The 26,083-nt window shown below is 71.9% G+C and carries 27 protein-coding genes; 17 read left to right on the top strand and 10 right to left on the bottom strand.

Annotation, left to right across the window (positions count from 1 at the left end):
- The first annotated feature begins 171 nt into the window (after window positions 1–171).
- The 3 genes from ACIA5D_RS14775 (at window position 172) to ACIA5D_RS14765 (ending at window position 2,881) form a co-directional block, all read left to right on the top strand.
- A complete protein-coding gene (locus ACIA5D_RS14775) occupies window positions 172–1,068 on the top strand; it encodes a CDP-alcohol phosphatidyltransferase family protein (protein ID WP_396030429.1) in 897 nt (298 codons plus the stop codon).
- A 60-nt stretch (window positions 1,069–1,128) separates the two neighbouring features.
- The gene (locus ACIA5D_RS14770) at window positions 1,129–1,998 is read left to right on the top strand and encodes a PAC2 family protein (RefSeq protein ID WP_396030428.1); all 870 of its coding nucleotides are present in this window, start codon (window positions 1,129–1,131) and stop codon (window positions 1,996–1,998) included.
- A 91-nt stretch (window positions 1,999–2,089) separates the two neighbouring features.
- On the top strand, window positions 2,090–2,881 hold the full coding sequence (locus ACIA5D_RS14765) for a GntR family transcriptional regulator (protein WP_396030427.1): 792 nt from the start codon (window positions 2,090–2,092) through the stop codon (window positions 2,879–2,881).
- 74 nt (window positions 2,882–2,955) lie between these two features.
- On the opposite strand, the gene ACIA5D_RS14760 is transcribed toward ACIA5D_RS14765, so the two are convergent.
- On the bottom strand, window positions 2,956–3,234 hold the full coding sequence (locus ACIA5D_RS14760; protein WP_396030426.1) for a hypothetical protein: 279 nt from the start codon (window positions 3,232–3,234) through the stop codon (window positions 2,956–2,958).
- A 218-nt stretch (window positions 3,235–3,452) separates the two neighbouring features.
- Here ACIA5D_RS14760 and mshC point away from each other — a divergent pair, with 218 nt between their 5' ends.
- Window positions 3,453–4,691: a cysteine--1-D-myo-inosityl 2-amino-2-deoxy-alpha-D-glucopyranoside ligase gene (gene mshC, locus ACIA5D_RS14755; RefSeq protein ID WP_396030425.1), complete on the top strand. Its 1,239-nt coding sequence runs from the start codon at window positions 3,453–3,455 to the stop codon at window positions 4,689–4,691.
- A gap of 209 nt (window positions 4,692–4,900) precedes the next feature.
- Here the strand turns inward: mshC and ACIA5D_RS14750 are convergent, their stop codons facing one another.
- The 4 genes from ACIA5D_RS14750 to ACIA5D_RS14735 form a co-directional block, all read right to left on the bottom strand.
- Window positions 4,901–5,716 carry an SCO1664 family protein gene (locus ACIA5D_RS14750; RefSeq protein ID WP_396030424.1) on the bottom strand — a complete coding sequence of 272 codons (816 nt, stop codon included), beginning with the start codon at window positions 5,714–5,716 and terminating at the stop codon, window positions 4,901–4,903.
- Window positions 5,713–6,312 (bottom strand): DUF3090 domain-containing protein, encoded by a 600-nt coding sequence (locus tag ACIA5D_RS14745; protein WP_396030423.1) that lies wholly within the window; start codon window positions 6,310–6,312, stop codon window positions 5,713–5,715. The genes ACIA5D_RS14750 and ACIA5D_RS14745 overlap by 4 nt, the downstream gene beginning before the upstream one ends.
- Window positions 6,313–6,407: 95 nt before the next feature.
- Window positions 6,408–7,076 (bottom strand): histidine phosphatase family protein, encoded by a 669-nt coding sequence (locus ACIA5D_RS14740; protein WP_396030422.1) that lies wholly within the window; start codon window positions 7,074–7,076, stop codon window positions 6,408–6,410.
- Window positions 7,076–8,128, bottom strand: a complete 1,053-nt coding sequence (locus ACIA5D_RS14735; protein WP_396030421.1) for an LLM class F420-dependent oxidoreductase — start codon at window positions 8,126–8,128, stop codon at window positions 7,076–7,078. Before ACIA5D_RS14735 ends, ACIA5D_RS14740 begins: the two co-directional genes overlap by 1 nt.
- Before the next feature lie 112 nt (window positions 8,129–8,240).
- On the opposite strand from ACIA5D_RS14735, the gene ACIA5D_RS14730 reads away from it, so the two are divergent.
- From ACIA5D_RS14730 to ACIA5D_RS14715, 4 genes are all read left to right on the top strand, one after another.
- On the top strand, window positions 8,241–9,248 hold the full coding sequence (locus tag ACIA5D_RS14730; RefSeq protein ID WP_396030420.1) for an aldo/keto reductase: 1,008 nt from the start codon (window positions 8,241–8,243) through the stop codon (window positions 9,246–9,248).
- A 36-nt stretch (window positions 9,249–9,284) separates the two neighbouring features.
- Window positions 9,285–9,587: a penicillin acylase family protein gene (locus ACIA5D_RS14725; RefSeq protein ID WP_396030419.1), complete on the top strand. Its 303-nt coding sequence runs from the start codon at window positions 9,285–9,287 to the stop codon at window positions 9,585–9,587.
- A 76-nt stretch (window positions 9,588–9,663) separates the two neighbouring features.
- Window positions 9,664–10,548, top strand: a complete 885-nt coding sequence (locus tag ACIA5D_RS14720) for a penicillin acylase family protein (protein WP_396030418.1) — start codon at window positions 9,664–9,666, stop codon at window positions 10,546–10,548.
- Between the two features lie 136 nt (window positions 10,549–10,684).
- Window positions 10,685–10,876 carry a DUF5703 family protein gene (locus tag ACIA5D_RS14715; RefSeq protein WP_396030417.1) on the top strand — a complete coding sequence of 64 codons (192 nt, stop codon included), beginning with the start codon at window positions 10,685–10,687 and terminating at the stop codon, window positions 10,874–10,876.
- A 24-nt stretch (window positions 10,877–10,900) separates the two neighbouring features.
- On the opposite strand, the gene ACIA5D_RS14710 is transcribed toward ACIA5D_RS14715, so the two are convergent.
- Both ACIA5D_RS14710 and ACIA5D_RS14705 read right to left on the bottom strand, forming a co-directional pair.
- Window positions 10,901–11,572 (bottom strand): hypothetical protein, encoded by a 672-nt coding sequence (locus ACIA5D_RS14710; RefSeq protein WP_396030416.1) that lies wholly within the window; start codon window positions 11,570–11,572, stop codon window positions 10,901–10,903.
- A gap of 20 nt (window positions 11,573–11,592) precedes the next feature.
- A complete protein-coding gene (locus ACIA5D_RS14705) occupies window positions 11,593–12,900 on the bottom strand; it encodes a M20/M25/M40 family metallo-hydrolase (RefSeq protein ID WP_396030415.1) in 1,308 nt (435 codons plus the stop codon).
- A gap of 63 nt (window positions 12,901–12,963) precedes the next feature.
- On the opposite strand from ACIA5D_RS14705, the gene ACIA5D_RS14700 reads away from it, so the two are divergent.
- The gene (locus ACIA5D_RS14700; protein ID WP_396030414.1) at window positions 12,964–13,521 is read left to right on the top strand and encodes a hemerythrin domain-containing protein; all 558 of its coding nucleotides are present in this window, start codon (window positions 12,964–12,966) and stop codon (window positions 13,519–13,521) included.
- 100 nt (window positions 13,522–13,621) lie between these two features.
- On the top strand, window positions 13,622–14,614 hold the full coding sequence (locus ACIA5D_RS14695; RefSeq protein WP_396030413.1) for a LysR family transcriptional regulator: 993 nt from the start codon (window positions 13,622–13,624) through the stop codon (window positions 14,612–14,614).
- Between the two features lie 49 nt (window positions 14,615–14,663).
- On the opposite strand, the gene ACIA5D_RS14690 is transcribed toward ACIA5D_RS14695, so the two are convergent.
- Window positions 14,664–17,177: an ATP-dependent Clp protease ATP-binding subunit gene (locus ACIA5D_RS14690; RefSeq protein WP_396030412.1), complete on the bottom strand. Its 2,514-nt coding sequence runs from the start codon at window positions 17,175–17,177 to the stop codon at window positions 14,664–14,666.
- Between the two features lie 134 nt (window positions 17,178–17,311).
- Here ACIA5D_RS14690 and ACIA5D_RS14685 point away from each other — a divergent pair, with 134 nt between their 5' ends.
- From ACIA5D_RS14685 to ACIA5D_RS14675, 3 genes are read left to right on the top strand one after another with little or no spacing between them, the layout of a single operon-like run.
- Window positions 17,312–17,695 carry a hypothetical protein gene (locus ACIA5D_RS14685; protein WP_396030411.1) on the top strand — a complete coding sequence of 128 codons (384 nt, stop codon included), beginning with the start codon at window positions 17,312–17,314 and terminating at the stop codon, window positions 17,693–17,695.
- 9 nt (window positions 17,696–17,704) lie between these two features.
- Window positions 17,705–17,965, top strand: coding sequence for a hypothetical protein (locus ACIA5D_RS14680; protein ID WP_396030410.1), 261 nt, complete (start codon window positions 17,705–17,707; stop codon window positions 17,963–17,965).
- A 59-nt stretch (window positions 17,966–18,024) separates the two neighbouring features.
- A complete protein-coding gene (locus ACIA5D_RS14675) occupies window positions 18,025–19,206 on the top strand; it encodes an MFS transporter (RefSeq protein WP_396030409.1) in 1,182 nt (393 codons plus the stop codon).
- Between the two features lie 118 nt (window positions 19,207–19,324).
- On the opposite strand, the gene ACIA5D_RS14670 is transcribed toward ACIA5D_RS14675, so the two are convergent.
- Entirely contained in the window at window positions 19,325–20,335 is a 1,011-nt protein-coding gene (locus tag ACIA5D_RS14670; protein WP_396030408.1) for an AraC family transcriptional regulator ligand-binding domain-containing protein, read from the bottom strand.
- A complete protein-coding gene (locus ACIA5D_RS14665) occupies window positions 20,332–21,258 on the bottom strand; it encodes an SDR family NAD(P)-dependent oxidoreductase (protein WP_396030407.1) in 927 nt (308 codons plus the stop codon). Before ACIA5D_RS14665 ends, ACIA5D_RS14670 begins: the two co-directional genes overlap by 4 nt.
- A 286-nt stretch (window positions 21,259–21,544) precedes the next feature.
- On the opposite strand from ACIA5D_RS14665, the gene ACIA5D_RS14660 reads away from it, so the two are divergent.
- Genes ACIA5D_RS14660 through ACIA5D_RS14645 form a run of 4 tightly spaced genes read left to right on the top strand, consistent with a single transcriptional unit; the run spans window position 21,545 to window position 26,037 of the window.
- On the top strand, window positions 21,545–21,805 hold the full coding sequence (locus ACIA5D_RS14660) for a hypothetical protein (protein ID WP_396030406.1): 261 nt from the start codon (window positions 21,545–21,547) through the stop codon (window positions 21,803–21,805).
- Between the two features lies 1 nt (window position 21,806).
- Complete coding sequence (locus tag ACIA5D_RS14655) at window positions 21,807–22,697, top strand: hypothetical protein (protein WP_396030405.1); 891 nt, start codon at window positions 21,807–21,809, stop codon at window positions 22,695–22,697.
- 17 nt (window positions 22,698–22,714) lie between these two features.
- A complete protein-coding gene (locus ACIA5D_RS14650) occupies window positions 22,715–25,342 on the top strand; it encodes an FtsK/SpoIIIE domain-containing protein (RefSeq protein WP_396030404.1) in 2,628 nt (875 codons plus the stop codon).
- Complete coding sequence (locus ACIA5D_RS14645; RefSeq protein ID WP_396030403.1) at window positions 25,342–26,037, top strand: hypothetical protein; 696 nt, start codon at window positions 25,342–25,344, stop codon at window positions 26,035–26,037. Before ACIA5D_RS14650 ends, ACIA5D_RS14645 begins: the two co-directional genes overlap by 1 nt.
- Window positions 26,038–26,083 lie beyond the last annotated feature (46 nt).

Below are 26,083 nucleotides of genomic sequence, written 5' to 3'. Positions count from 1 at the left end.
CCTGGATCTCCGCATGATCGTGCCACGCGCCGGTTAACGGCCGGCACCACCATCCCCCTCAGCAAACGCACAGTTCCGGCATTTCGGTTTCAGCTTCTCAACTGACTTCCAAGTCCGGTAATGTCCGCGCGTTCGATTGTTCATTTCCTTGGCACCTGGTGGAGTTGTTGCATGGCGCAACGGGTCACTCTCGACGAGATCCGGTCCCGCACCTACAAGCGGCGGGACGCATGGTGGACCGTCTGGCTGGTCGATCCGCTCGCCTCGCGGCTCGTCTGGGTGGTCGCGCCGTGGCGGTGGGTCACGCCGAACCGGCTGACCACGCTGGCGTTCCTGATCGGGCTCGGGGCGGCGGCCTGTTTCTGGCAGGGATCGTACGGTTGGCTGCTGCTGGGCGCGCTGCTGTTCCACCTCAGCTTCGTCCTCGACTGCATGGACGGCAAGATCGCCCGGCTCAACGGGACGGGCTCGGTGTTCGGGGCCTGGCTGGACTATGTCTTCGACCGGCTACGGGTGACCGTCTGCGCGGTCGCGCTGTTCGGCGGGCAATATGTCTCGACGCATAACTTCGTGTATGTCTGGCTTGCCGGGATTGTCATCTTCCTGGACATGTTCCGGTACCTCAACGCCCTGCAGATGGGCAAGGTCAAGGCCGACATGAAGGAGAAGCTCGCCGAGGCCCGCGGCCCGGTCGCGTTCGTCGAGGACACGATGGTGGAGCACCCGGCCGGCGAGGCCGAGGACGAGGACGACGTCGTCGACGTCTACAGCGATTTCCGTACGCGGTTCGGGCTGTTCGTCCGCATCCGCAACGTCCTCATCCGGCAGCGGATCCGGGCGCACGTGATCAGCGGCATCGAGTTCATGATGTTCGTGTTCATCGTCGGGCCGGTCGTGAACTGGATCGTCGGCACCACCATCATCGCGTCGGCGCTGCTGGCCGGGTTCGAGCTGCTGCTGATCTACAAGCTCTGGACGGCCACCAAGACCTACAACCGGAAGATGGCCGCGATCGTGAAGATCCCGGCCCAGGTTCCGGTTTCCCGCGACGAAGTGCGGGCAATCTAGCGTGGGGCAGGCGGGACGGCCGTCGGGTGATGCTGACGAGGCGCACGTAGGCTGTCAGCCATGACTGAGTTCGACGGCCTCCCGCTGCTTCGCTCGCCTGTGGCTATCGCCGCCTTCGAAGGCTGGAACGACGCTGCGGACGCTTCCACCGCGGCCGTGGAACACCTCGAGCAGGTCTGGGAAGCCCGGGAGATCTCGAAGATCGACCCCGAGGACTTCTACGACTTTCAGGTGAGCCGGCCGACCATCACCATGGCCGAGGGCGAGACCCGCAAGATCGAGTGGCCCACCACACGGTTCACCGTGGCCAGCCCGCCCGGCGTCGACCGTGACGTCGTGCTGATCCGCGGGATCGAGCCGAGCATGCGGTGGCGCACCTTCTGCGAGCAGGTCCTCGAGGTCTGCCACAGTCTCGAGGTCAACCGGATCGTGCTGCTGGGGGCGCTGCTCGCCGACGTGCCGTACACGCGGCCGCTGCCGATCAGCGGGTCGGCCAGCGACGACACCATGGCCGACAAGTACAAGGTGGTCCCCACCCGGTACGACGGGCCGACCGGCATCGTCGGCGTGCTGCACGAGGCGGCGGGCCGGGCCGATCTGGAAGCGCTGTCGTTCTGGGTGCACGTGCCGCATTACGCGAACAACCCGCCCTGCCCCAAGGCGACGCTGGCGCTGCTCTCCCGGCTGGAGGACGTGCTCGACCTTCCCGTGCCGATGGCCGACCTCGCCGAGGAGGCCGACGACTGGGAGAAGCGGGTCCGGGCGGCGGCCGAGCAGGACGCCGAGCTCGGCGAATACGTGCGCGAACTCGAGGAGCGGGTCGGCGACGAGGGGATCCAGCCGCTGACCGGCGACGAGATCGCCAGCGAGTTCGAGAAGTACCTGCGGCGGCGCGGCGGGTCGGCCGGGCCGACCGCCGGATCCTGGTAATCGCCTCTCGGTGGCGTGTCGTTGCACGGCACGTCACCGCCCGTCGGCCATCCTAGGAACCTAGGGTCTCTGAATCGACTGGAGGTCGGCGATGACGATCAACCCGGGCGCGGCGGAGTTTCCGCATCGGCAGATCGCCGCTCAGCTGCGCGAGCGGATCCGGCGCGGTGACTGGCAGCCCGGCGAGCGGCTGCCGTCCATCCCGGCCATGGGCGAGATGTTCGGCGTGGCCAAGCAGACCGTGCAGCGGGCCGTCGACCAGTTGCGCGTCGAGGGCGTCCTGATCACCAAGCCGGGGTCGGGCACGTACGTGCGCGGGACCCGCCGGCGGCTCAACCGGCTCTCGCGCGGACGCTACGGCGCACACCGCGGCTATCACGCCGATCTCGCCGCCCGCTACCGGCAGCAGCTGGTCGCCGTGGGCCGGGAGCCGGCGCCGCCCGAGGTGGCCGACGCTTTCGGCGTACGGGACGGGACGGAGATGCTGGTGCGGCGGCACATCGTCCGCACCGACGACGCCACCGTCGAGCTGGGCGCGTCGTGGTTCCGGGTCGCCGAGACCTCGGGGACGTCCCTCGAACGGGCCGAGGCCTTCGGGCGTCCGCTGTACCAGGAGGCCGAGGAGGCGCTCGGGAAGCGGTACGCGTCGGCGACCGACACGATCAGCGCCCGGCAGCCGAGCCGGGACGAGGCCGAGATCCTGCAGATCCGGCCGGACACGCCGGTGCTGCATCTGCTGCACGTCGCCTTCGACGAGACCCGCAAGCCGATCGAGGTGGCCCAGGCGACCTGGCCGGGGCCGATGACGACGCTCACCGAGGAGTACCGGATCCCGGCGCCGATGCCCGAGCCGGACCCGGACCCGGGACTGGCCCTGGCCTGACGGGCCCCGGTCCTGCCGGGAACGACGAAACCCGAGGGGCCTCGCGGCTCCTCGGGTCCTTGGTATCGGGCTGCCTACTGCGGCACGACGTTGTCGTCGCCCCAGCCACCGAGGTTCAGGAGACCCAGATCGATCAGCTTCCAGCTGTTGTTGCTGTTGATGTTGGTCTCGTTGCTGTACTGGTAACCGAAGTTGGGCTCACCCCAGCCCCCGCCGTCCCACCCGTCGTGGTTGTGATGGCAGTGGCGGTTGTGGTGGTCGTGGGAGGGAGCGGCGGTGGCGGGTCCCGCGAGGGCGAGGCTCGCGCCGGTGGCCAGAAGGAGGCCAGCGAGGTACATAACCGGACGTCGCATGATGATTCCTTTCGGACGAAAGTATGACCTCGGTAAGTCTGGCCATCTCGTCAGAAAAATGTGGCCATTTTCCGAAGAGTCGGGCAAAAGCATTCTTTTTCCGTGTCTTACCACCGGAATGTTGAAAGCGGGCTAGGGTGGGCCGCCGCGCCGCCGGCGGCGTGAGGTAAACCTCACGGCGAGCGTTCTGCCATATGGGCTCGATAGGCTTTCCGACCATGGACGCTTGGACCGGGCACGACGTGCCGACCCTGCCTGGTGACGCGGCGGCGCCGCGGCTGTTCGACTCGGCCCGCAAGGCCGTGGTGGCGAGCGAGCCCCAGGGCGCCGCGACGATGTACGTCTGCGGGATCACGCCCTACGACGCCACGCATCTCGGCCACGCCGCCACGATGATCACGTTCGACCTGGTCAACCGGCTGTGGCGCGACGCCGGCTTCGACGTCAACTATGTGCAGAACGTGACCGACATCGACGACCCGCTGCTCGAGCGGGCCGAGCGCGACGGCGAAGACTGGATCGTGCTGGGCATGCGCGAGACGGCCCTGTTCCGCGAAGACATGGAGGCGCTGCGCATCATCCCGCCGCAGCACTACGTGGGCGCGGTCGAATCGATCCCCGCGATCGCCGGGCACGTGCGCGAGCTACTGACCGCGGGCGCCGCCTACACCCTCGACGACGGCACCGGCGACGTCTACTTCTCCATCGCCGCGGCGCCCCACTTCGGGTACGAGTCCAACCTGTCCCGCGAAGAGATGATCGTCCTCTCCCGCGAGCGCGGCGGCGACCCCGATCGCCCCGGCAAGCGCGACCCGCTCGACCCGCTGCTGTGGCGCGGCGCCCGCGACGGTGAGCCCGCCTGGGACGGCGGCGACCTCGGCCCCGGCCGCCCCGGCTGGCACATCGAGTGCGCCACCATCGCGCTGGCCCTGCTGGGCGACACGATCGACGTCCAGGGCGGCGGCAACGACCTGCTCTACCCCCATCACGAGTGCTCGGCGGCGCATGCCGAGACGCTGACCGGCGTACGGCCGTTCGCCAGCCACTACGTGCACGCCGGCATGATCGGCCTCGACGGCGAGAAGATGTCGAAGTCCAAGGGCAACCTGGTGTTCGTGTCCCGCCTGCGCGGCGATGGCGTCGACCCCATGGCGGTGCGGCTGGGGCTGCTGTCGGGGCACTACCGCGCCGACCGCGAGTGGACCGACGACGTGCTGAAGGACGGGGAGGAGCGCTTGGCGCGCTGGCGCGCTGCCGCCGCTGCTCCGGCTGGGCCGTCGGGCGAGGGGTTGGTGGCGGCTGTGCGCGAGACGCTCACCAACGACCTTGATGCGCCTTCGGCGCTGGCGGTTGTGGATGCCTGGTGTGAGGCGGCTCTCAGCGCCGCGGGTGACGATTCCTCGGCGCCCTTGTTGATGTCCCGGGTTGTCGACGGGTTGCTGGGGGTTCGGCTCTAGAGACTGTTCGGTGTCAAGGTCCGGGGTCCCGGCCGGGACGCCGAGATACCGCGGGTCCCCACCCGCTCACGGCCGCTGATGGTTCTGGGATTGAGCCGTTGGATCAACTTTCAGGGTTGGTAGCCGCTGACTGGTGGGCAGTTTGCTCTGCTTACCGATACGCCCCGCTCTGCTTACCAATACGCGCGCCGCGGCTCTGCCCCGAGATCTCAAACAGGCGGCCAGGGAATAGCAGGCCAATCCTGCGACGGCTTGGGAAAGCGGCCTCCCCGCAACAACCGCCGAACCCGCAAGCGGATGTGCTGAACCTCGGAAACAGTGAGGTGCTGTTCCAAGGCTTCCCCCAGATCGGCCTCCAACCGGGAAGCCAGCCCACCCAGAACGTCGCCGGCCTCGCCGATCAAGGACTTGCCCGTCCAGCCCCACAACACGGTGCGCAACTTGTTCTCGGTGTGGAAGCTCACGCCGTGGTCCACGCCCTGGATGACGCCCGTCGCGGGGTAGAGGACGTGGCCGCCCTTGCGGTCGGCGTTGTTGATGACCGCGTCGAAGACGGCCAGGCGGGCCAGGCGCGGGTCGTCGGCGTGGGCCAGGGCGTACGCGTCGCCGTCTTCGTCGCGGGCGTTGGCCACCGGGAGCCAGCCCTGCGGGACGTCGTAAGCGGGGACGAAGCCGATCAGGGACTCGGCGTCGTCGGGCTCGTCTATCCACAGCTGGAGCGCGCCGGGGCCCAGTGGGCCGTCGCGCAGGATCGTGGGCGGCACCAGGTTCCAGCCGGTGGCCTGGGAGACCAGGAAGGCCGAGACCTCGCGGCCGGCCAGGGTGCCGTCGGGGAAGTCCCACAGCGGGCGTTCGCCGCGGACCGGCTTGTAGACGCAGCGGCGGGTCATGCCGCCGAGGGTGATCTCGGCCCGGAGGGTCGTGTTGGAGGCGTCGACCAGGCGGCCCTCGATCTCGATCTGCCCGTGGGCGAGCAGGTCGAGGGCATCGCTCTCCGCCAGCGCGGCCGCGGGCTCGGCAGTCACCGGTGGTAGCCGTTGTGCCGGGGGCAGAGGTGGCCGGCCGGGTCGAGCGGCTGGCCGCAGAGCGGGCAGGGCGGGCGGCCCGCGGCGACGACGCGGCGTGCGCGGTCGATGAAGGCGCGGGTGGCCTCGGGGCTCAGGCGGACGCGGAGACGGTCGAGGTCGTCGTCGGGCTCGTCGTCGTCTTCGTCGTCATCATCGTCGTCGTCCTCGTCGGGGGCTTCGCCGCCGAGCTCGATCTCGACCTCGGCCTCGCCGGCTTCGATCGCCTCGATCACCACGGTGCCGCTGTCGACGTCGAAGGCGAGGCCGAGCGTGCCAACGCGGAACTCCTCGTCGACGGGGGTGTCGAGCGGCTCGTTGTCGTGGCCGGTGAGCACCGGCGCGTCGGGCAGGTTCACTCCGAAACGCTTGTTGGCCTCGATGAGCAGCTCTTCGAGCTTCTCGGCGAGCAGCGAAACCTGCACCTTTTCCAGCGCGACGCTGATGACCCGGCCGCCGCCCCGGGCCTGCAGGAAGAAGGTGCGGTCGCCAGGCTCGCCCACCGTCCCTGCCACGAACCGCTCGGGCGGTTCGAACGCGTGCACCTGGTGGGTCATGGTGTCAACCCTATCGAGCCGGTGCCGGTATCGCTCACCCCGTGTGCCCCGGTTCGCCTAGGGCGCAACCGATACCACCTGCCGTGACAAAGCGGTCACTCCCCGGCGCCCCCGCCCACCGCGGCATCCGAGGTCGAGGCCGTCGGGGGCACGAGCGACGACAGGTCCCCGCCCTCGTTGACCCGCACGACGAACGGCCGGGTCGGCGTGTACCGGATGACGCTGATCGACGCGGGGTCGGCCACGATCCGCTGGAACTGGTCGAGGTGCAGGCCGAGCGCGTCGGCGACGATGGCCTTGATCACATCGCCGTGGGTGCACGCGAGCCAGAGCGCGTCCGGCCCGTGCTCAGCGCCGATCTTGACGTCCCAGCGGCGGATGGTGGCGATCGCCCGGGCCGACATGTCGGCCATGGCCTCGCCGTTGGGGAAGACCGCCGCGCTCGGGTGCACCTGGACCACCGGCCAGAGGGGATCCTTGGCCAGGTCCTTGAGCTGCTTGCCCTCCCAGTCGCCGTAGCCGCACTCGGTCAGGCCCTCATCCGCGATGATCTCGGCGTCCGGGAGGGCGATCTGCACCGTCTGCCGGCATCGTGGCAGCGGGCTGGAGACGACCGCCCGCAGCGGAAGACTCCTCAGCCGCTCCCCGGCCGCGGCCGCCTGTTTCGTCCCGGCATCGTCGAGCGCGACCGGCTGGCGCCCGGCCAGCGTGCCGGTCGCGTTCGCCGTCGTCCGCCCGTGCCGGAGCAGAAGGACCGTGGTCACTACTCGGCCACGCCGGATTCTTCGTACGCCTCGGCCACGATCCGGAGCGTGTCGATCCCGCTCTTGAGGTCGCCGACGTAGGGGCTGATCGACAGCGTGCCCACGCCCGCCGCCGCGTACTGCTTGATCCGCTCCTTGACCTGGATCTTGTTGCCGATGATCGAGGTGCGCTCGATGAACTCCTGCGGCACCGCCTCGGCCGCCTCGGCCTTCTTGCCGCTCAGGTAGAGGTCCTGCACCTTCGCGGCCTCGTCGGCGTAGCCCATGCGCACCGCGAGCTGGTTGTAGAAGTTCTGCTCGCGGCTGCCCATCCCGCCCACGTAGAGCGACGCGTACGGCCGGATCACGTCGGCGCACCAGGCCAGGTTGTCGCCGATCACCACCGGCACGGTCGGCGCCACGTCGAAGCCGGTCAGCCCCAGCCCGCTCTTGGCCCGGCCGCGCTCGATGTGCTGCAGGTACTCCCCCGCCGCGTCGGGCGCGAAGAAGATGGCCAGCCAGCCGTCGGCGATCTCACCGGCCAGCTCGAGGTTCTTGGGCCCGACGGCGGCCAGGTAGATCGGGATCTTCGGCCGCGGCGGGTGGAAGCCCAGCTTGAGCGCCTTACCGGGCCCGTCCGGCAGCGGCAGCTCGTAGAAATCGCCCTGGTACGACACCGGCTCGCGGGCAATGGCCATCTTCACGATGTCCACGTACTCGCGGGTGCGCTGCAGCGGCTTGGCGAACCGCACGCCGTGCCACCCCTCGGAGACCTGCGGGCCGGACACGCCCAGGCCGAGGCGGAACCGGCCGCCGGAGAGCGCGTCGATGGTGGCGGCGGTCATCGCGGTCATCGCCGGGGTGCGTGCCGGGATCTGCATGACCGCGGCGCCCAGGTCGATCTGCTGCGTCTGACCGGCTATCCAGGCCAGCATGCTCACGGTGTCCGACCCGTACGCCTCGGCCGACCAGGCCACCGCGAAGCCGAGCCGATCCGCCTCCTGCGCCATCGCCAGGTGATCGGCGGGCGTGGTCCATGCCGCCTGATAGCCGAGGCCGATTCCGAGCCGCACGTGTCCTCCCAGAGCCAAAGGTCGCTGAAGGGCAGCCTATCCACCCGTGCCGTCCGGTAACCGACCTGCTCGGAGCATTTCGCTACCGACACAGTCTGAATAAGGTTCACTCATGCAACAGCGACCGCTCGGCCGAAGCGGGCTGGCGGTCTCCCGGCTGGCCATCGGCACCATGACCTGGGGGCGCGACACCGACCCCGACGACGCGGCCGCCCAGCTCAAGTTCTATCTGGAGGCCGGTGGCACGACGATCGACACCGCCGACGTGTACGGCGACGGCGACGCCGAGCTCGTGATCGGCTCGCTGCTCGACCACCTCGTCCCGCGCGACGAAGTGGTGATCGCCACCAAGGCCGGCCTGACCCCGCACGGCTACCGCCGCCGCGACGGCTCCCGGGGCAACCTGCTGCGCTCGCTCGACGCGTCGCTGCTCCGCCTCGGCACCGACTACGTCGACCTGTGGCAGGTGCACGGGTACGACGCCGCGACGCCGCTCGAGGAGACCCTGGCCGCCCTCGACCACGCCGTCTCCAGCGGCCGGGTCCGCTACGTCGGCGTGTCCAACTTCGCCGCCTGGCAGACCGCCCGGGCCGCCACCTGGCAGGCCGCCTACCCGGGCCGGGCGCCGATCGTCGCCGCCCAGATGGAGTACTCGCTGCTCGAACGCGGCATCGAGCGCGAGCTGCTGCCCGCCTCGGCCGCCCTGGGCTTCGGCGTCCTCGCCTGGTCGCCGCTGGGCCGGGGCGTGCTGACCGGCAAGTACCGCAACGGCCGCCCGCTCGACTCGCGCGCGGCGACCGAGCATCTGGCGCCGTTCGTGCAGACGTACCTGGAACCCCGCAGCTCCAGCATCGTGCAGGCGGTGGTGACCGCGGCGGCCGGGCTCGGCGTCTCGCCGCTGGAGGTCGCGGTCGCGTGGGTGCGCGACCGGCCGGGAGTGGCCGCGCCGATCCTGGGGGCGCGCACCGCCGGGCAGTTGCAGGGCGCCCTGCTGAGCGAGGAGCTGACGCTGCCGGCCGAGATCGCCCAGGCGCTCGACGATGTGTCGGCGATCGACGTCGGCTACCCCGAGCGGGAGGGCGTCGGCTATCCCAGCGATCCGGATGGGTCGGTTTTGTGACATCGTCCTGCCCGCCGCCGCGCGCGAACCGTGGGCATGTACAAATTTGCAGCTCTCGTGCTCATGGCCGGGACGCTCGCGGCGCCGTCCAGCACCGGCATCACTCGTGACGGTCACGGCGTCCAGCACATCCGGGCCTCCAACGCCCATGACCTGTTCTACCGCCAGGGCTGGGCGCACGCCGAGGACCGTCTCTTCCAGATGGACGTCACCCGGCGCCGCGCGTCCGGCACCCTCGCCGGGCTTCTCGGCCCGTCCGCCCTGCCCGGCGACATGCAGATGCGGACACTCGGGCTCCGGCGCGCCGCCGAGCGGACACCTCCCCTGCTGTCGTCCTGACGATCAAAGACCTTGACGCGTACGCCGAGGGCGTGAACGCCAGGATCGCCAGTGGCCGGGCGGCGGCATCGCGTACGTGAGCTTCTTCCACAACGGCTTCCGGGCGGCCCGGATCACCGACATGGTCCGCGACGGCGTCGCCCGCGGCCCGGTGGACCAGGCGGACGTGGTGGCCATGCAGGCCGACACGACCGCGATCGACGCGCAGTTCTTCACGCCGATCATCGTGCGGGCGCTGCGCAGCGGCGATCCGCGGGTCTCGGCCCTGGCGCGCGAGCCCCGGATCGTGGAGGCGGCCGGCCGGCTCGCCCGCTGGAATCACACCTACCCGACGGGCATCCCGCAGGGGTACGACGCCGCCGACCGGGACGGGCGGCTCGGCGCTCCCTCCCCGGCGGAGATCGACAACAGCGTGGCCGCCACGATCTACGCGCTGTGGCGGGGCCGGTTCGTGGTGAACGTCTTCGACCGGCACGTCCCGGCGGGCGCGCCGTCGACGACGGACTTCCACGGGATGCAGGCGCTGCGGCGGGTGCTGGCCACCGACGGCGTGGGCCGCTCGGGCATCGACTTCTTCGCGGTGCCCGGCATCGCCTCGGCCGCCGACCGGCGTGACTACCTGGTGCTGCGCAGCCTCGCCGACGCGCTCGACCTGGCCGCGAGCGACGCCTTCGCGCCGGCCTTCGGCGGCTCCACCGACCAGGGCCACTACCGGTGGGGCAAGCTGCACCGGATCACGCTGACCTCGCCGCTCGGCGCGCCGTACACGATCCCGTCGCCGGGCAACCGGTTCGGCTCGCCGCTGCCGGGGCTGCCCGGCATCCCGATGGACGGCGGCGCGAACGTGCCCGACGTGTCCGGGCATCCGCTGCGGGCCGACGCGCCCGGCAAGTTCACCGTCTCGCTCATCCCGATCCGGCGGTTCGTGGCCGAGGGCGCTCCGGGGGCTGGCACACGGTGAGTTCGCTGGCCGGCGGGGCCAGCGAAGACCTGGGTGACCGGTTCGAGCAGAACCTGCTGAGGCTCTGGCTCACGAACGACACGTACCCGGTGAGCGGGGGTGGTGCCTGAGCGATCAGCGTTGCATATTAGACGACATGGACTACGAATACGCGCCGCTTCGGTTGCCTTCGAATGTCGACAAGTTGACCGCGGCGGCGCAGCTCGCCATACAGGCGGAGTTCTCCGGTTGGGAGCTCGCCCGGGTCCAGCTCTTCCGGGACGGCACCCGCAAGGTGATGCTTCGCCGCAGGATCCAGCCAAACCCTCAGCCGGGGCTCAGTTACTGAGCCCCGGTTGATTCGTCTCGCCGGTCAGTGGTTGTGGCCGGCGTGGTCCTCTTCCTCGTCCGGGAGGAAGGGGTGCTCGTCGAGCCTGCCGACCAGCAGGTCGCCCTCCCTCGGGGCGAACGGGCCGTTCCCGTCGGAGTCCTCGAACTCCTCCAGGTCGAGCGGCTCGGCGACCTCGGTCACGGTCAGCAGCCCGTCGAGCGGCTCGAGCTCGGGCACGTCCAGCGACGAGAGCGAGCCGTCGCCGGCCTGCAGCAGCTCGAGCACGGCCTCACCCACGTTCTCCACCGCGCCGGCGTCCTCGTCGTCGGGCACCGAGTTGCGCCGGGCCACGTCGGCCACCCGCAGCAGCGCCGCGACGCTGGGGACGCGGTAGTCGCGCCGCTGCCGGACGGAGATCACCTGCGGGTACGGGTCGGTGGACTCGGCCGGGTCGAAGCCGTCGGCGCCCAGGCCGAAGCGCTGGTCGGCCTCGTCGGGGTCGATCGACTCCACGTCCCACGGCGTCACCTCGCCGAACGCGTCGAGCAGCTTCTCGTCGTACGCGAAGGAGGCGTTGTTCAGGGCGACGTACGCCTGCCAGACGTCGTCGTCGTCGATGCGGCCGGCGGCCGCCTTGACCGCTGCGAGATGCGCCCGCGCGGCCGCCACGACCTCGTCGAGGGCGGCGTCGAGGTCCGCGTTCTGGTCGCTCATCTATGGGGTCCTTCCGGGATTCAGCTGTTTCGCAGGAGTCGGTCGAGCACACGCACGCCGAACTTTAGTCCCTCCACCGGAACCCGCTCGTCGATGCCGTGGAACAGCGCGGCGAAGTTCAGATCGGGGGGCAGGCGCAGGGGCGCGAAGCCGAAGCAGCGGATGCCGAGGGTCGCGAACGCCTTCGCATCGGTGCCGCCGGACATCAGGTAGGGCACCGTGCGCGCGCCCGGGTCCTCGGCGCGCAGGGCCGCGCCCATCGCCTCGACCAGCGGCCCGCCGAACTCGGTCTCGACGGCCGGCTGCCGGTGGTTGTGCTCGATCTCGACGTCGGGGCCGATCACCTCGCGCAGCTCGGCCAGGAACGACTCGGCCTGCCCGGGCAGCGTGCGGCAGTCGATGGTGGCCGACGCGCGGCCGGGGATCACGTTGTCCTTGTAGCCGGCCTCGAGGCGGGTGGGGTTGGCCGTGTTGCGGATGGTGGCGCCGATCAGGTTGGCGATCGGGCCGAGCTTGGCGATCGCTACCTCGGGGTCCTCCGGGTCGATGTCGATGCCCAGGGCGTCGCCGACCCGCAGCAGGAACTCGCGGACGGTCGGGGTGACCACCATCGGGAAGCGGTGCCGGCCCACCCGCGCCACGGCCTCGGCGAGCGTCGTGACCGCGTTGTCGTCGTGGATGAACGAGCCGTGCCCCGGCCGGCCGGTCGCGTGCAGGCGCAGCCAGTCGAGGCCCTTCTCCGCCGTCTGCACCAGATAGAGACGAAGATCATCATTCACCGTGTACGAGTAGCCGCCGACCTCGCCGATCGCCTCGGTGCACCCGTCGAGCAGGTCGCGGTGCTTGGCGACGAGGAACTCGGAGCCGTAGGTCATCCCGGCTTCCTCGTCGGCCGTGAACGCCAGCACGACGTCGCGCGGGGGGACGTAGCCGGTGCGGCGCCAATCGCGGACGACGGCCAGGATCATGGCGTCGAAGTCCTTCATGTCGATCGCGCCGCGGCCCCACAGGTAACCGTCCTTCTCCTCGCCGGAGAACGGGTCGACCGACCACTCGCGGGGGTCGGCGGGGACCACATCGAGGTGGCCATGCACGAGCAAGGCGCCGCGGGACCGGTCGGCGCCGGGGATGCGGGCGACGAGGTTGGCGCGGCGCGGGGCCGACTCGTGCAGCTCGTACCCGATGCCGGCCTCGTCGAGCTTCGCCGCCACGTACTCGGCGGCGACCCGTTCCCCGACCGTGGTCGACTGGTCGCCGGTGTTGGTGGTGTCGATGCGCAGCAGGTCACGGCAGATGCCGGTGACCTCCTCGGCGGCGGTGGTCTCCATCCGCCCTTCTTACCAGGTGTTTGATACATCGACCGGGCGGGTACCGGCGGGCCCGTGTCGTCAGTGAATCTTCCCCCGCTTCCCCCGATCGGCGGCGAGGCCACCGGCCGCAACGCGATCGACGTCCTCACCGAGCAGCACGACGATCTGGTCGGGCTGTGCGCTCGACTGGCCGCCGATCCCGCCGACAAGCGGGCCGCGGAGGTGCTGATCGCCGAGCTCTCGCGGCATCTGTCGGCCGAGGAGCAGTACCTCTACCCCGCGATCAAGGCCGCGGTGCCCGGCGGCGAGGACCTGGTGGCGCGCGAGCTGGCCGAGGATCATGCGCTCCTGATCGAAATGCAGCGGGGCAATATTTCCGACATTTCCGAGAAAGTATGGCGGCATGTCGCCGCGGACGCCGAGGAGCTGTTCCCGGTCCTGGCCGAGATGGTCCCGGTCGACGATCTGATCCGGGTCGGCAACCGCATCGAGACGGCCGAGGAAGCGGCGCCGACCCGCCCCCACCCGGGCACCCCGTCCTCCCCGCCGTGGAACAAGATCGTGGATCCGGCGGTCGCGGTGGTCGACAAAATTCGCGATGCGGTCACCCGCCGTACGACGTACATCAGCGATTTGTGACGTTACCGCCGGGTTCGTTAACCGATTTGTCACAAGTGGACGATCTTTCACCAGGCAGCAGGGCTAGCCTTCGATGTCGTAAAGGTCCTAACGTCACGCTATGAACCTGGAGCTGCGCCATCTCAAGGTGGTCGTCGCCATCGCGGAGACCGGCAGCGTGACCAAGGCGGCGTCGCAGCTCGGGCTCGCCCAACCTGCTCTGACCGCGCAGCTGCAGCGGATAGAGCGTACGCTCGGCGGCCCGCTGTTCGAGCGCGACCGTCGTGGCGCCCGTCCCACCGCCCTCGGCGAGCTCGTCCTCTCCCGCGCCCGGGTGCTGCTGCCCGCCATGAAGGGCCTGCAAGACGAGGCGGCGCGGCTGGCCGGCGCCTCCGGCTCCGAGGCACTGAGCCGCTACCGCATCGGCGCGATCGGCGGCCCGATCCTCGGCGGCATGGTGCACCGGTTGTCGATGTCCCAGCCCGACGCCCAGATCACCACCCACGCCTCCTACTACGTCGACGAGCTGGCCAACATGGTCCTCGCCGGCAAGCTCGACTACGCGCAGGTCGGTGTCTGCGGCGACGCGATCCCGTCGGCCGACTACGGGCTGGTCTGGCAGACGATCGCGGTCGACGCGGTCTGCGTGCTCATGCCCGAGGACCACCCGGCCGCCAAGGAGGTCGACGTCGACCTGGCCGAGCTGGCCAACGAGCAGTGGGTGGGCAGCACCGGCGACGGCTGCTTCGCCGACTGCTTCGCGGCCGCCTGCGCCCGGGCCGGCTTCACGCCGCGCCGGGTTCTCGAGACCGACGTACGCGGCTGCGTCGACATGGTCGAGTCGGGGCTGGCGCTGGGGTTGTGCCAGCCGACCTTCCGGCCGCCGGCCAGCCTCACCCACCGGCCGATGCGCGGCGCGCCGCTGCGCTGGCGACTGGTGCTGGGCTGGCACCCCGACTCCCCCGCCGCGCGCAGCGCCCCCAAGCTGATGGAGATGGCGCAGGAGGCGTACCAGGAGGTCGTGGCCCGCAACCCGCTGTATGTGGAGTGGATGGTCGACTACCCGCACCTGGGCGGGTCCGCAGAGGCGTTGGCCCCGCTCAGCGGGCGCTGAGCGGGGCCGTAGTGGGCGTCTGCCCACGTGAAGTGGGCAAGCGCCCACCTCAGTTGAAGACGAGCTTGCCGTCCGCCACGTCGACCTTCACCGTCTGACCCGCCTTCAGGTCGGACGAGAGCAGCAGCTTCGACAGCCGGTTGTCCAGCTCGCGCTGGATCGTCCGGCGCAGCGGCCGGGCGCCGAACTCGGGCTGGAAGCCCTTGTCCGCCAGCCAGTCCACGGCCTCGGCGCTGATCTCGAGGCCGATGTTCTGGTTCTGCAGCCGGCGGCGGGTCTCCTGCAGCATGAGCTCGGTGATCTGCCGCAGCTGGTCGGTCTCCAGCTGCCGGAAGACGATGATCTCGTCGATCCGGTTGATGAACTCGGGCCGCAGCTGCTCGCGCAGCCGCCGGTCGAGGCGCTCCCGGAGCTCCTCGTCGGCCGACGACTTGGCGTCCGCCGCGCCGAAGCCCACGCTGCGCCGGGTGCCGCTGATGATGTCCGAGCCGATGTTGCTCGTCATGATCAGCACGGTGTTCTTGAAGGACACCGTCCGGCCCTGGCTGTCGGTCAGCCGGCCGTCGTCGAGCACCTGCAGCAGGACGTTGAAGACATCCGGGTGGGCCTTCTCGATCTCGTCGAGCAGGACCACGCTGTAGGGCCGGCGGCGGACCGCCTCGGTGAGCTGCCCGGCCTCGTCGTAGCCGACGTAACCGGGAGGCGCCCCGACCAGCCGCGACACGGTGTGCCGCTCCTGGAACTCGCTCATGTCGAGCCGGATCATCCGGTCCGAGTCGCCGAACAGCGCCTCGGCGAGCGAACGCGCCAGCTCGGTCTTGCCGACGCCGGTCGGGCCGAGGAACAGGAAGCTGCCCACGGGCCGGTCCGGGTCGCCCAGTCCGGCACGCGACCGGCGGACCGCCTCGGACACCGCCTCGACGGCGTCGTCCTGGCCGATGACCCGGTCGTGCAGGTGCCCCTCGAGGCGCAGCAGGCGCTCCCGCTCCTCCTCGGTGAGCTGGTTGACCGGGATGCCGGTGGCCCGCGAGACGACCTCGGCGATGTCCGCGTCGGTCACCTGGGGCACGCCGTCCTTGCTGACGGTCGCCTCCTCGAGCCGGGCGCGGATCTCGTTCATCTCGTCGCGCAGCTGCGACGCCTTCTCGTAGTTCTCGGCCGCCACGGCCTGGTCACGGTCGCGGGAGAGCTGCTCGAGCAACCGCTCGTCCTCACGGGTGTCGGCCGACGGCGTCTTGACCCGCAGCCGCACCCGCGCCCCGGCCTGGTCGATCAGGTCGATCGCCTTGTCCGGCAGGTAGCGGTCGGTGATGTAGCGGTCGGACAGCTCCGCCGCGGCGTCCAGCGCCTCGTCGGTGATCCGCACCTGGTGGTGCGCCTCGTAGTTGTCGCGCAGCCCGCGCAGGATCGCCACGGTGTCCTCGACGCTCGGCTCGCCCACCAGCACCGGCTGGAAACGCCGGGCCAGCGCCGCGTCCTTCTCGATGTGCTTGCGGTACTCGTCGAGCGTGGTCGCGCCGACCACCCGCAGCTGGCCACGGGCCAGGGCGGGCTTGAGCATGTTGGAGGCGTCCATGCCGCCGCCGTCGCCGCCACCGCCCGCGCCGACCAGGGTGTGGATCTCGTCGAGGAAGACGATCAGGCCGTCGCCCTCGTTCTGGATCTCGTCGATGACCTTGCGCAGCCGCTCCTCGAAGTCGCCGCGGTAGCGGGTGCCCGCCACCAGGCCGGCCAGGTCGAGCTGGATGACCCGCTTGCCCTCGAGGGTCTGCGGCACCTCGCCGTCCACGATCCGCTGGGCCAGGCCCTCGACGACGGCGGTCTTGCCGACGCCGGCCTCGCCGATCAGCACCGGGTTGTTCTTGGTGCGCCGGGACAGGATCTCCACGGCCTGCTCGATCTCGCTGGCGCGGCCGATCACCGGGTCGATCTCGCCGCGGCGGGCGAGCTCGGTGAGGTCGACGCCGTACTGCTCCAGCGTCGGGGTCTTGCCGCTGCCTCCGGTGGAGCCGGTGCGGCCCGGGCCGCCGGGCTGGGGCTCGCCGGCCTGATGCTGCAGCGCCTGCGGGTCCAGCTTGCCGGCCAGCAACCGGCCGGCCGCCGAGTCCGGGTTCAGGCCCAGCGCCATCAGGATGTGCTCGGGACCGACGTACGAGGAGCCGAGCGCCCGCGAGATCTGCAGGCTGTCGAGCAGCGCCCGCTTGGCCTGCGGGGTAAGCGCGACCTGCTCCGGCGGGTTCTCCCGCACGCCCGCGGGGCGACCCAGGGCGGCCAGCAACTGGTCGGGGTCGGCGCCGGCGCGGCGTACGGTCTGCTTCATCGGCTCCTGCTGGAGCGCGCCCCAGAGAAGGTGGTCGGTGTCGAGGTCGGCCACGAGGCGGTCGGGGTCGGCGAGCTCGGCGGCGCGACGGGCGGCGGCAGAGAGCACCTCACGAGCGTCCCCGCTCATGTACTTCGTGATGTCGATGCGCTGCTGCCGGCGCGGCTCGGCCGCACCGAAGAAACGCGCGAACAGGTCGTCCCAATTTCCAGGTCCACCAGGTCCGATCGGTCCGATGCTCATAAGTATTCTTCTCTCCTGATACCTAGCTCGTGTGCGGTGGGCTTACCCCGCGCCGCACGACCCCTATCAGCGCCCTTCGTCATACATTGATTCCCAGATCTCACGGAAACTTGACAAGGGGAGACTCAACTCTCATGACGACCGTACCGCTCGTGATCGTCGACGGGGCCAACGTCGTCGGATCCGTACCCGATGGGTGGTGGCACGATCGCGCGGGCGCGGCGATCCGCCTCCGCGACCGCCTGGTGGCGGTCTTGTCGACCGGCCTGCCGGACGTTCCGGGCCCCGTGGAGATCACCCTGGTCGTCGAGGGCAAGGCCCGCGACATTCCGCAGGCAGACAACGGGGTACGGGTGGAGCGCGCGCCCGGCTCCGGGGATGACAGGATCGCCGATCTCGTACGGGACATCGCACCCACCCGGAGAACGATTGTCGTCACGGCCGACCGCGGGCTGCGCGACCGCGTCCTGGCCCTGGGCGCCGAGGTGCGCGGCCCATCGAGCGTCCGTCACCGATAGGCTGTCCCGATGATTGCCCCGGCCGCCCCCGATGTGTGGCGGCCGGCCGTGCCCGGCATCACTCCAGCCCAGCCTCTCCCGGCCGCGGCGTCCCCGGTGCGCTCTGTGTCCGGAATCACGGGCTCACGGCCTCCCCGGGGCATCACCTGTCATCAGCCGCCCTGGGCCCGGTGGGCCTCGGCGGCGGCGCTGCTGGCGCTCGCGCGATGGGTCACGCCCCACCTGCCGCTCTACGGCAACGACCACGATCGCAGCGACTTCGCCCCCTGACCGCTCCCGGCCCCTCCGGTCCTCGTTTCCGTCCTTCTCCTAGCCGGGAGTCCTTCGTCATGCCCGCAGCCTCCGCAGTCCTGCGCGCCCCTCAGGTGCCGCTCGTCCTCATCGCCAGCCAGGTGGGCCGCCTCCCCACCGCGGCCGCCCCGCTCGCCCTGCTCCTCTACGCCCGCGAGTCGGTCAGCCTGGCCGTCTCCGGCATCGTGGTGGCCGTCTTCACCGCCGGGATGGCCGTCAGCGCCCCGCTGCTGGCCCGCTCGGTGGACCGCTGGCGCCAGCCACCCGTCCTCTACGGCGCCGCGTCGTTGTCCGGCATCGGCTACCTGATCGCCGCCCTCAGCAACGGCCACCCCGCCCTGTTGCTGACCGGCGCCCTGCTGGCCGGCCTGGGCACCCCGCCGCTCGAGGCCTGCCTGCGCGCGCTGTGGCCCGACCTCGTCCCGCCCACGGACGTCACCGCCGCGTACGCGCTGGACATCGCCCTGCAGGAAGTCATCTTCGTGGTCGGCCCCCTGGTCACCCTGGCCGCCGTCGCCGCCGCCGGCCCCGCCGCGGGCCTGATCACCGCCGCCGTCCTCCAACTGGGCGGGGTGGCCGCCTTCGTCCGCGCTCCCGTCGTCCGGGTGTGGCGCGGCCGGCCGGCCCACCACCACTGGCTGGGCCCCCTGCGCGTCCCCCGCATGGTGGCGCTGGTGCTGGGCGTGGTCTGCACCGGCGCCGCGGTAGGCAGCATCCCCGTCGTCCTCACCGGCTATGCGGAGGCCGCAGGCGATCGGAGCCTCACCGGCTGGATGCTGGCCTGCCAGGCGACCGGCGCCCTGATCGGCGGCCTGCTCTACACCCGCGCCAAGCCCGGCGGGCTGTCCCGGCTCCCCCTGCTGGCCCTGCTGTTCGCCGCCCTCTACGTCCCGCTGCTGCTGGTCCCGGCGCCGTTGCCGATGGCCCTGCTCCAAGCCGTCAGCGGTCTGGGCCTCCCGCCCCTGCTGACGGCCGGCTTCCTGGCCGCCGATCGCCTCGCCCCACCCGGCACGGCGGTGGAGGCCTTCGCCTGGATCTTCACGGCCTTCACCGTCGGCAGCGCCACCGGCGCGGCCATCACCGGCCCGCTCACCGACACCAGCGTCCGCGCCGGCTTCGCCTTCGCCCCGATCGCCGGACTGCTCGCCGTCGCCGCGATGACGGTCGTGGCCGCTGGTCACACCCGCGCCACCATCCCGCCGGACCGCGCCACGAGTTGAGCCCGCCGGACGGCCAGAGCCCTGCGCGGGGACGCCGTGCCCGCAAAGGGTGCGCCCCATCGGCGTCGCATGCGGCCGGAACCGGGTCCACGGTCGCCGGGTGGCCTGGCCGGTCTGCTCAGACCGCCGCGCCGTCCTGGCGTGCCTGCTGGGGCGTGGTGCCCGACCAGCGGTGGAAGGCGCGGTAGAAGGAGCTGGGCTCGTCGTAGCCGAGCAGGAAGGCGACCTCGGTGACCGTCACATCCGGCCGTGCGAGGTAATGCCGGGCCAGCGCCAGCCGGGTGTGGTCGAGGACGGCCTGGAACGTGGTGCCCTCGTCGGCCAGGCGGCGTTGCAGGGTCCGGGAGCTGAGGGCCAGGCGGCGGGCCACCGCGGTGGCGCTGGGCTGGCCGGCGGGCAACAGCTCGAGCAGGGCGGCGTGCACGCGGTCCGCGGCGGACTCGACGCGGTCGAGGTCGGCGAGGCGGCGGCGGAGCTCAGGCTCGAAGACCCGCCACATCTCGTCGTTCGCGGTGAGGAAGGGACGGCGGGCGTCCAGGGCGCTGAACGTCACCGTCGCCTCCGCGGCCGTGCCGAAGGGCACACCGAGCAGGTCGCGGTAGGCGTCGAGGGCAGGGCCGCGGGGTGGCTCGGGCATCGCGGCGCGGAGCGGTACGACGCGGGTGCGGGTGCCCAGGCGGGCCAGCGCCACCATGAAGGCCAGCTCGAAGGCGATGAAGCCGGGCGGCGGAGCAGGGTCGCGCGGCCAGTCGACGGTCAGGCGCAGCCCGTCGGCGCCGGTGGCATGGGACGCGACGTGCAGGGTCAGGGGGCCGATCAGTCGTTTGTGGACCGACACCCGCTCCACCGCGCGGTGCAGGTCGGGGCTGCACAGCGCGGCGAACAGCGGCGGCTGGAACGTCTCGGTGCTGATCCGGGCGGCCATCGCGGCGCCGATCGCCGGGTCGCCGGAGACGTCCTCGAGGGCGCGCCACAGCCGGTAGAACTGCGGCGGGGTGAGCGCGATCTGCGGGTGCCGGAACAGGTCCTCGGCGAGGCCGGCCGACCTCAGCACCGCGGCGGTGGGCACGCCGAGGTCGGCGAGCAGGGCGCCGGTCGACGGGCTGAGCGCGAAGCTGCCGGTCGTCACGGGCGCGCGGCGGCCAGGGCTTGGGCCACGTCGATGTCGAGGCCGGTGAGGCGGCGGGACATGGACCACAGCGTAGCGATCGCCCGGTCCGAGCCGGGGCGGATCAGGCAGCGGCGGACGGGCGGGCCGGCGGAGCTCCAGCGCGGGCCGTACATGGTGCCGCCGGTGGCCTGCGGGTCGGTGGCGGCGCGCAGGGGGCACAGCGCGCCCTGCGCGACCGACATGCCGGTGGTCCGGGTCAGGAAGAGGAAGAAGCGGCCCGAGAGTCCGCCGCCGCCCTCGGCGACCGTGTGGGACTGGAGGTCGGAGTTGGTGAGGCCGGGGTGGGCGGTGAGCGCCATGGCGGGGGCGCCGGCCGCGCGGAACTGGCGGTCGAGGCCCTGGGCGAAGTGCCGGTCGGCGAGCTTGGAGTCGGCGTAGGCGCGCCAGGGGCCGTACTTGCGTCGCAGCGAAGGGTCGAGCGGCCGGCCCATGTGCTGGGCGCCGCTGGTCAGCGTCACCACGCGGGCGGCGGGGGCGCGCAGCACGGCCGGCAGCAGGTGTGCGGTGAGCGCCCAGTGTCCGAGGTGGTTGATGCCGAGCTGGGACTCGAAGCCGTCGCTGGTCTGCCGGTACGGCATCGCCATCACGCCGGCGTTGTTGATCAGCAGGTCCACGACCGGATGCGCGGCCTGGATCTCGGCCGCGGCCCGGGCGACCGAGTCGAGGGATCCCAGGTCGAGGGGGACGACCTCGAGGGAGGCGCCGGGGTGCTCGGCGAGCACCCGGTCGCGGGCGGCACGAGCCTTCGCCTGGTCGCGGGCGGCCATGACGACGTGGGCGCCGGCGCCGGCGAGCGCCGTCGCGGTGGCCAGGCCGAGGCCGCCGTTGGCGCCGGTCACCACGGCCACCCGGCCGTCTTGCGGGGGAATCGTCCAAGTCATGGGAACGACGCTACGAAAGCCGGGGCGCGAGCACAGTGGCAGAACGCGCCAGTCCGTTGGCAGATCGCGCCGTGAGTCATGTTCATTCGCGTCGGATCAAGGACAGCGTGACCCAGCGCGGGACCGCGTCGGCCGATGCTTCGGGAAACCGTCCGTACTGATCCGCACCGAGCTGATCCACAAATACCGAGCTGATCCACAAATGGGGTAGCGGGGACGGTGGGGCAGGAAGGGGGCAGTAGGCTGACGGCAGTAGTCGGGTTCCGCACAGCAGGAGGCTGCACGGGTGGCCAGTGTCGCCGAGGTCAAAGCGGCCGTCGATGCCGCGCTCCAGCAGGTCAGCGAGGGGCAGGCGGCTATCCAGGCGGCCCGCGAGAAGCTGGGCGAGGCCCAGCAGAGCCTGGCGGCGGCGCTCGACGGCAGCGGCAACGACGCGGTGAGCTCGGCGCACGCCTCGCTGTCGCAGGCCGATCAGTCCCTCGAGGAAGTCCTCGGCGCGACGTCGCTCGCGGTCGAGCAGGCCCAGACCTACACGGCCAACCTCTGAGATGTCGCTGATCCAGGAGCTCGGCGCCCAGCTCCGCGCCACCTCCGACGAGCTGCCCACCGGGCTGGTCACGGTGGCGATGGAAAAGCTGCGCGGCGCCACCGAGATCCTCATGTGGGTGCGCGAGACCTCGCAGGACCCGATGGGGGTGCCGCAGCTCGGCAACGCCACCGAGGCCGCCGAGCGGGCCGCCGCCGCGATCCGGGTGGCGCAGGACGCCATCGCCGCCTATCTCGCCGCCATCGGGCTCTCCGGCGATGCCGCCGCCCCGCCCGACCGCGATTGGAAGGCCGGGCTCGAGCGGCGACCCGACGTGACGGCCGACGGCGCCGGCCAGAGCCCGCCGGCCGAGAAGCTCGGCCCGTGGTGGCAGCAGCGGGTCGCGCAACTGACCGGCGAGCCCGCGCCCTCGGGCAACGACGACAAGCCGAAGCCGGACGGCGACACCGCCGACCTGCTACGCCGGGTCGCCTCCGGCGTGCGGGCCGGCGACAAGGCCAAGGTGGGCCGCGACCTGCACTCCGCGAACGCGGCGACCGGGCTGGCGCTGTCGGCGATGACCTCGCCGGTGCTGCACCGTCTCGCCGGCGACCTGCTCGGCCACGAGCCGAGGCCCGACGACTTCGAGCGCTTGCGCAGCGCCTCGGCGGGCCGGGTGCGGTCGCTGCTGCCGGGCACCTCCCCGGCGGTGCTCGAGACCCTGCTGGCCCGCATCTGCCGTGTCCCGGCCGAGAAGCAGCAGGGGCAGCCCGCCGGCCATCCGGCCGACAGCGCCGTCACGGCGAGCGTGCTCACCGGGGTGCTCCTGGCCCGCCTGGGCCGCGACGCCTCGTCCCTCGACCCGAACGCCCCCGACCCGTTGCGCCGCCCCGAGGCCGCCGACGCCCGATGAGAACGTGTTGATTCCCCATGGCTGAGTCGACCGCACAACAGGTGATGGACATCCGGGCCGGGCTATCGAACGCCCTCGGCGCGGCGGAGGAAGCCGTGGCCGCGGCCCAGGAGGCGTACGCGGCCGCGATCGCCCGCCGCGAGCGGGTGGTGGCCGCCGCGATCGCCCGCCGCAAGAAGGTGTCCGAGACGCTCGACTCGCGGCTGCGCGAGATCGACGACCGGCATCGCAAGGATCTCGCCGCGTTCGCCGGGGCCGCCGCGTCGGCCGCCGACCGGGCCGCTCCGGGCGCCGCCGGCGATCCGTGGGACGACTGGCAGCCGACGCCGTTCGACCGGGCGCCCGAGCTGCGGGTGGGCCGGTTGCTGCTGCCCCATCCCGAGCCGGTGCCGGCGCTGGTGCCGCTGCTCGACCAGGGTCACGTCGTGGTCCGCGGCGAGCGCCGGATCGGCGACGAGGTGGTCGCGGGGTTGCTGCTGCGGGCGCTGGGCACGGCCGCGCCGGGGGCGCTCACCATCACCGGGTACGACCCGGAGCACCTCGGCGGGGGTCTGGCGCGGTTCGCGACGCTGGCGCCGGCCGGCGTGCTCACCTTCATCGGGCCGGGAGGTCTGGGCGCGCTGCTGAACGACCTGGTCGACCAGGTGCGGCGGATCAACGAGACGGTCCTGGCGGGCGAGTACACGTCGCTGCGGGAACTGGCCGCGGCCACCCACCGGCGTCCCGAGCCGTGGCGCGTCGCGGTGCTGCTCGGCGCGGGCGAGCTGAGCCGGCCGGAGCAGACCCAACTTCAACGGCTTCTGCGTACGGGCGCGGCGGCCGGCGTACACCTGATCATCCAGGGGATGCCGGTGCAGGCGGGCCCGGGCATCGAGTTCATCACGGCGCTGGAGGGCGATCACGCGCGGATCAGCAGCGCCGGTGCTCTGCCCGTACGGCTGGATGGTGGTCCTCCGCAAGCTGTTGTCGCGGCGGCCTGTCGCCGGATCGCGGAGGCCGTGGAAGCGGGGCCGGCGCCCGTCGCGCTGGACAGTCTGTTGCCGCAGGAGCTGTGGAAGGAGAGCGCCGCGACCGGACTGACCGCTCCGCTCGGTGACAGCCCGCTCGGGGTGCCCGTCTCGGTGACGCTGAGCGACTACCCGCCGCACGCGCTGATCGCCGGGCCGTCGGGCACCGGCAAGACCAACCTGATCTACGCCTGGATGGGCGCGCTCGCGGCCCGCTACTCCCCCGCCGAGCTGGCTTTCTACCTGCTCGACTTCAAGGAGGGCGTGTCGTTCGCCCGGTTCGCGCCGGGCCGGCGCGACCCGTCCTGGCTGCCGCACGTCAAGCTGGTCGGCGTCAACGTCAACACCGACCGTGAGTTCGGTCTGGCGCTGCTGCGGTTCCTCGGCGAGGAGCTGCGGCGGCGCGCCGACGCGGCGAAGCGGTACGAGGTGACGAACCTGGCCGAGCTGCGCGCCGAGGACCCCGACGGGCAGTGGCCGCGGATCGTGGCGGTGGTCGACGAGTTCCAGGTGCTGCTGGCCGGGCGCGACGCCGTGGCGACCGAGGCCGTCGACCTGCTGGAAGACCTGGCCCGCCGGGGCCGCTCGCAGGGCATCCACCTGATCCTGGCGAGTCAGGACGTCTCGGGCATCGAGGCGCTGTGGGGCCGCCCGGCGCTGGTCGCGCAGTTCTCGCTGCGGATCGCGCTGCCCCGGGCCCGGCGGATCCTCGCCGAGACGAACACGGCCGCCGAGTCGCTGCAGCGCTACCACGCGGTGGTCAACGCCGACTCCGGCGCGGTGGAGGCCAACCGGATCGTACGGGTGCCGGCCGCCGGCGACCGCGAGCGGTGGAACGCGCTGCAGCACCGGCTGTGGCGGATGCGCCCGGACGAGCAGGGCCCGCCGAGGCTGTTCGACGGCGACGCGCGGCCGCGGCTGACGGACAGCCGCGATTTCCGGCGGCTCGCCCCGGCCGAGGGCCAGGCGCCGATGGTGCTGCTGGGCGAGACGATCGACGTGGCGGCCCGCTCGGCGCGTACGGTGCTGCGCCGCGCCCCCGGCCGCAACCTGGCCGTGCTGGGCACCCGCACCGAGGAGGCGTGCGCGGTGCTCGCCACCGCCGCCCGTTCGCTGGCCGCGCAGTTCCCGCCGGACGGCGCCGCGTTCTCGCTGCTCTGCCTCGACCAGGACGCGCTCCCGGCGGCCGAGGCGCTGCGCAACGAGCTTCCCGACAACCCGCGCATGTTCCACGCGGCCGACGCCGACTGGCTGCTCGAGGACGCCGCCAACGAGGCCAGCGCGACCTGGCCCAGCGACCGGCCGCATTTCATCCTGATCTACGCGGCCGACGCGCTGCCGGGCGGGAAGGCGGCGGCCGACCAGCTGCGGACGATCCTGCGGCAGGGCCCGGAGCGGCGCATCCACGTGCTCGGCTGGTGGCGCGGCGCCGGCCTGCTGCGCGACGCGCTCGGCGGGCCGTCGAGCCGGACCGACGCGATCGGCGCGTGGGTGGCCCTGGACGTGCACGGCAGCGAGCTCACGCCGTACTACCCTGGCGCCACCGCGCCGGTCTGGTACCCACGGCCGTGGCGGGCGCTGCATTTCGACCGCTCGGTGCATCGAGGCGCCGAGGTGATCATCCCCTACGGACAGTGATGAGCGAAGTTCAACCAGCAGACTTCGAGACCGCCGACTACCGCAGCGTGCTGCGGCGGCTGACCACCCTGGACGAGGAGGCCGCGGACCTCCGCGCCGAGGCGGAGCGATGGCACGACGGCCGTGTCGCCGCGGCCGACCAGGCGGTGCGCGAGGCCGACGAGAACCTGGCGGCGACGGCCGGGCAGGCCGAGCGGGCCCAGCGCGACCTGGAACAGGTCGACGCGCGGGCGCTCGGGCTCTGGGCCGAGTACGTGCACAAGGTCGGCCCGCGCGCCGAGCGCTACGGCCGGACGATGCCGCAGGCCGCGATCCCCCGCCAGCGCGGCAACCGGGAGGCGGCCGACTACCTCGACGAGGTGGCCGCGAAGGTGAAGTACATCGCGCCGCCGCAGCCGCTGAACCTCGGGGTGAAGACGCTGTTCGTGCTGTTCGGCCTGGGCGGCGGGCTGGTGGGTGCGGGCGCGTTCCTGGGGTTGCGCGGCCTCGGCGGCGCCGAGCAGACCGGCACGTGGCGGGACGCGATGCCGGTGGTGGCCCTCGTCGTCCTGCTGGCCTGCCCGGTGCTGGCGGTGGTGGCGGCCAAGAAGGTGGCCGACCGCCGCAGCGTCGGCCTGGACGCGGCAACGGTGGCCACGGTGCTGCTCACCGGCCTGGTGACGGCCGGCCTGATCATCGCCGCGGTCGGCCTTTAGGCATCCTTTTCCGGTTTGAGCTGGTCGAGCACGGTTGGCGTCCCGG

Origin of the sequence: Actinoplanes sp. NPDC051513 (assembly GCF_044454685.1) — a bacterium.
Taxonomy (GTDB): Bacteria; Actinomycetota; Actinomycetes; order Mycobacteriales; family Micromonosporaceae; genus Actinoplanes.
This window is presented reverse-complemented; position numbering and strand designations above follow the sequence as displayed.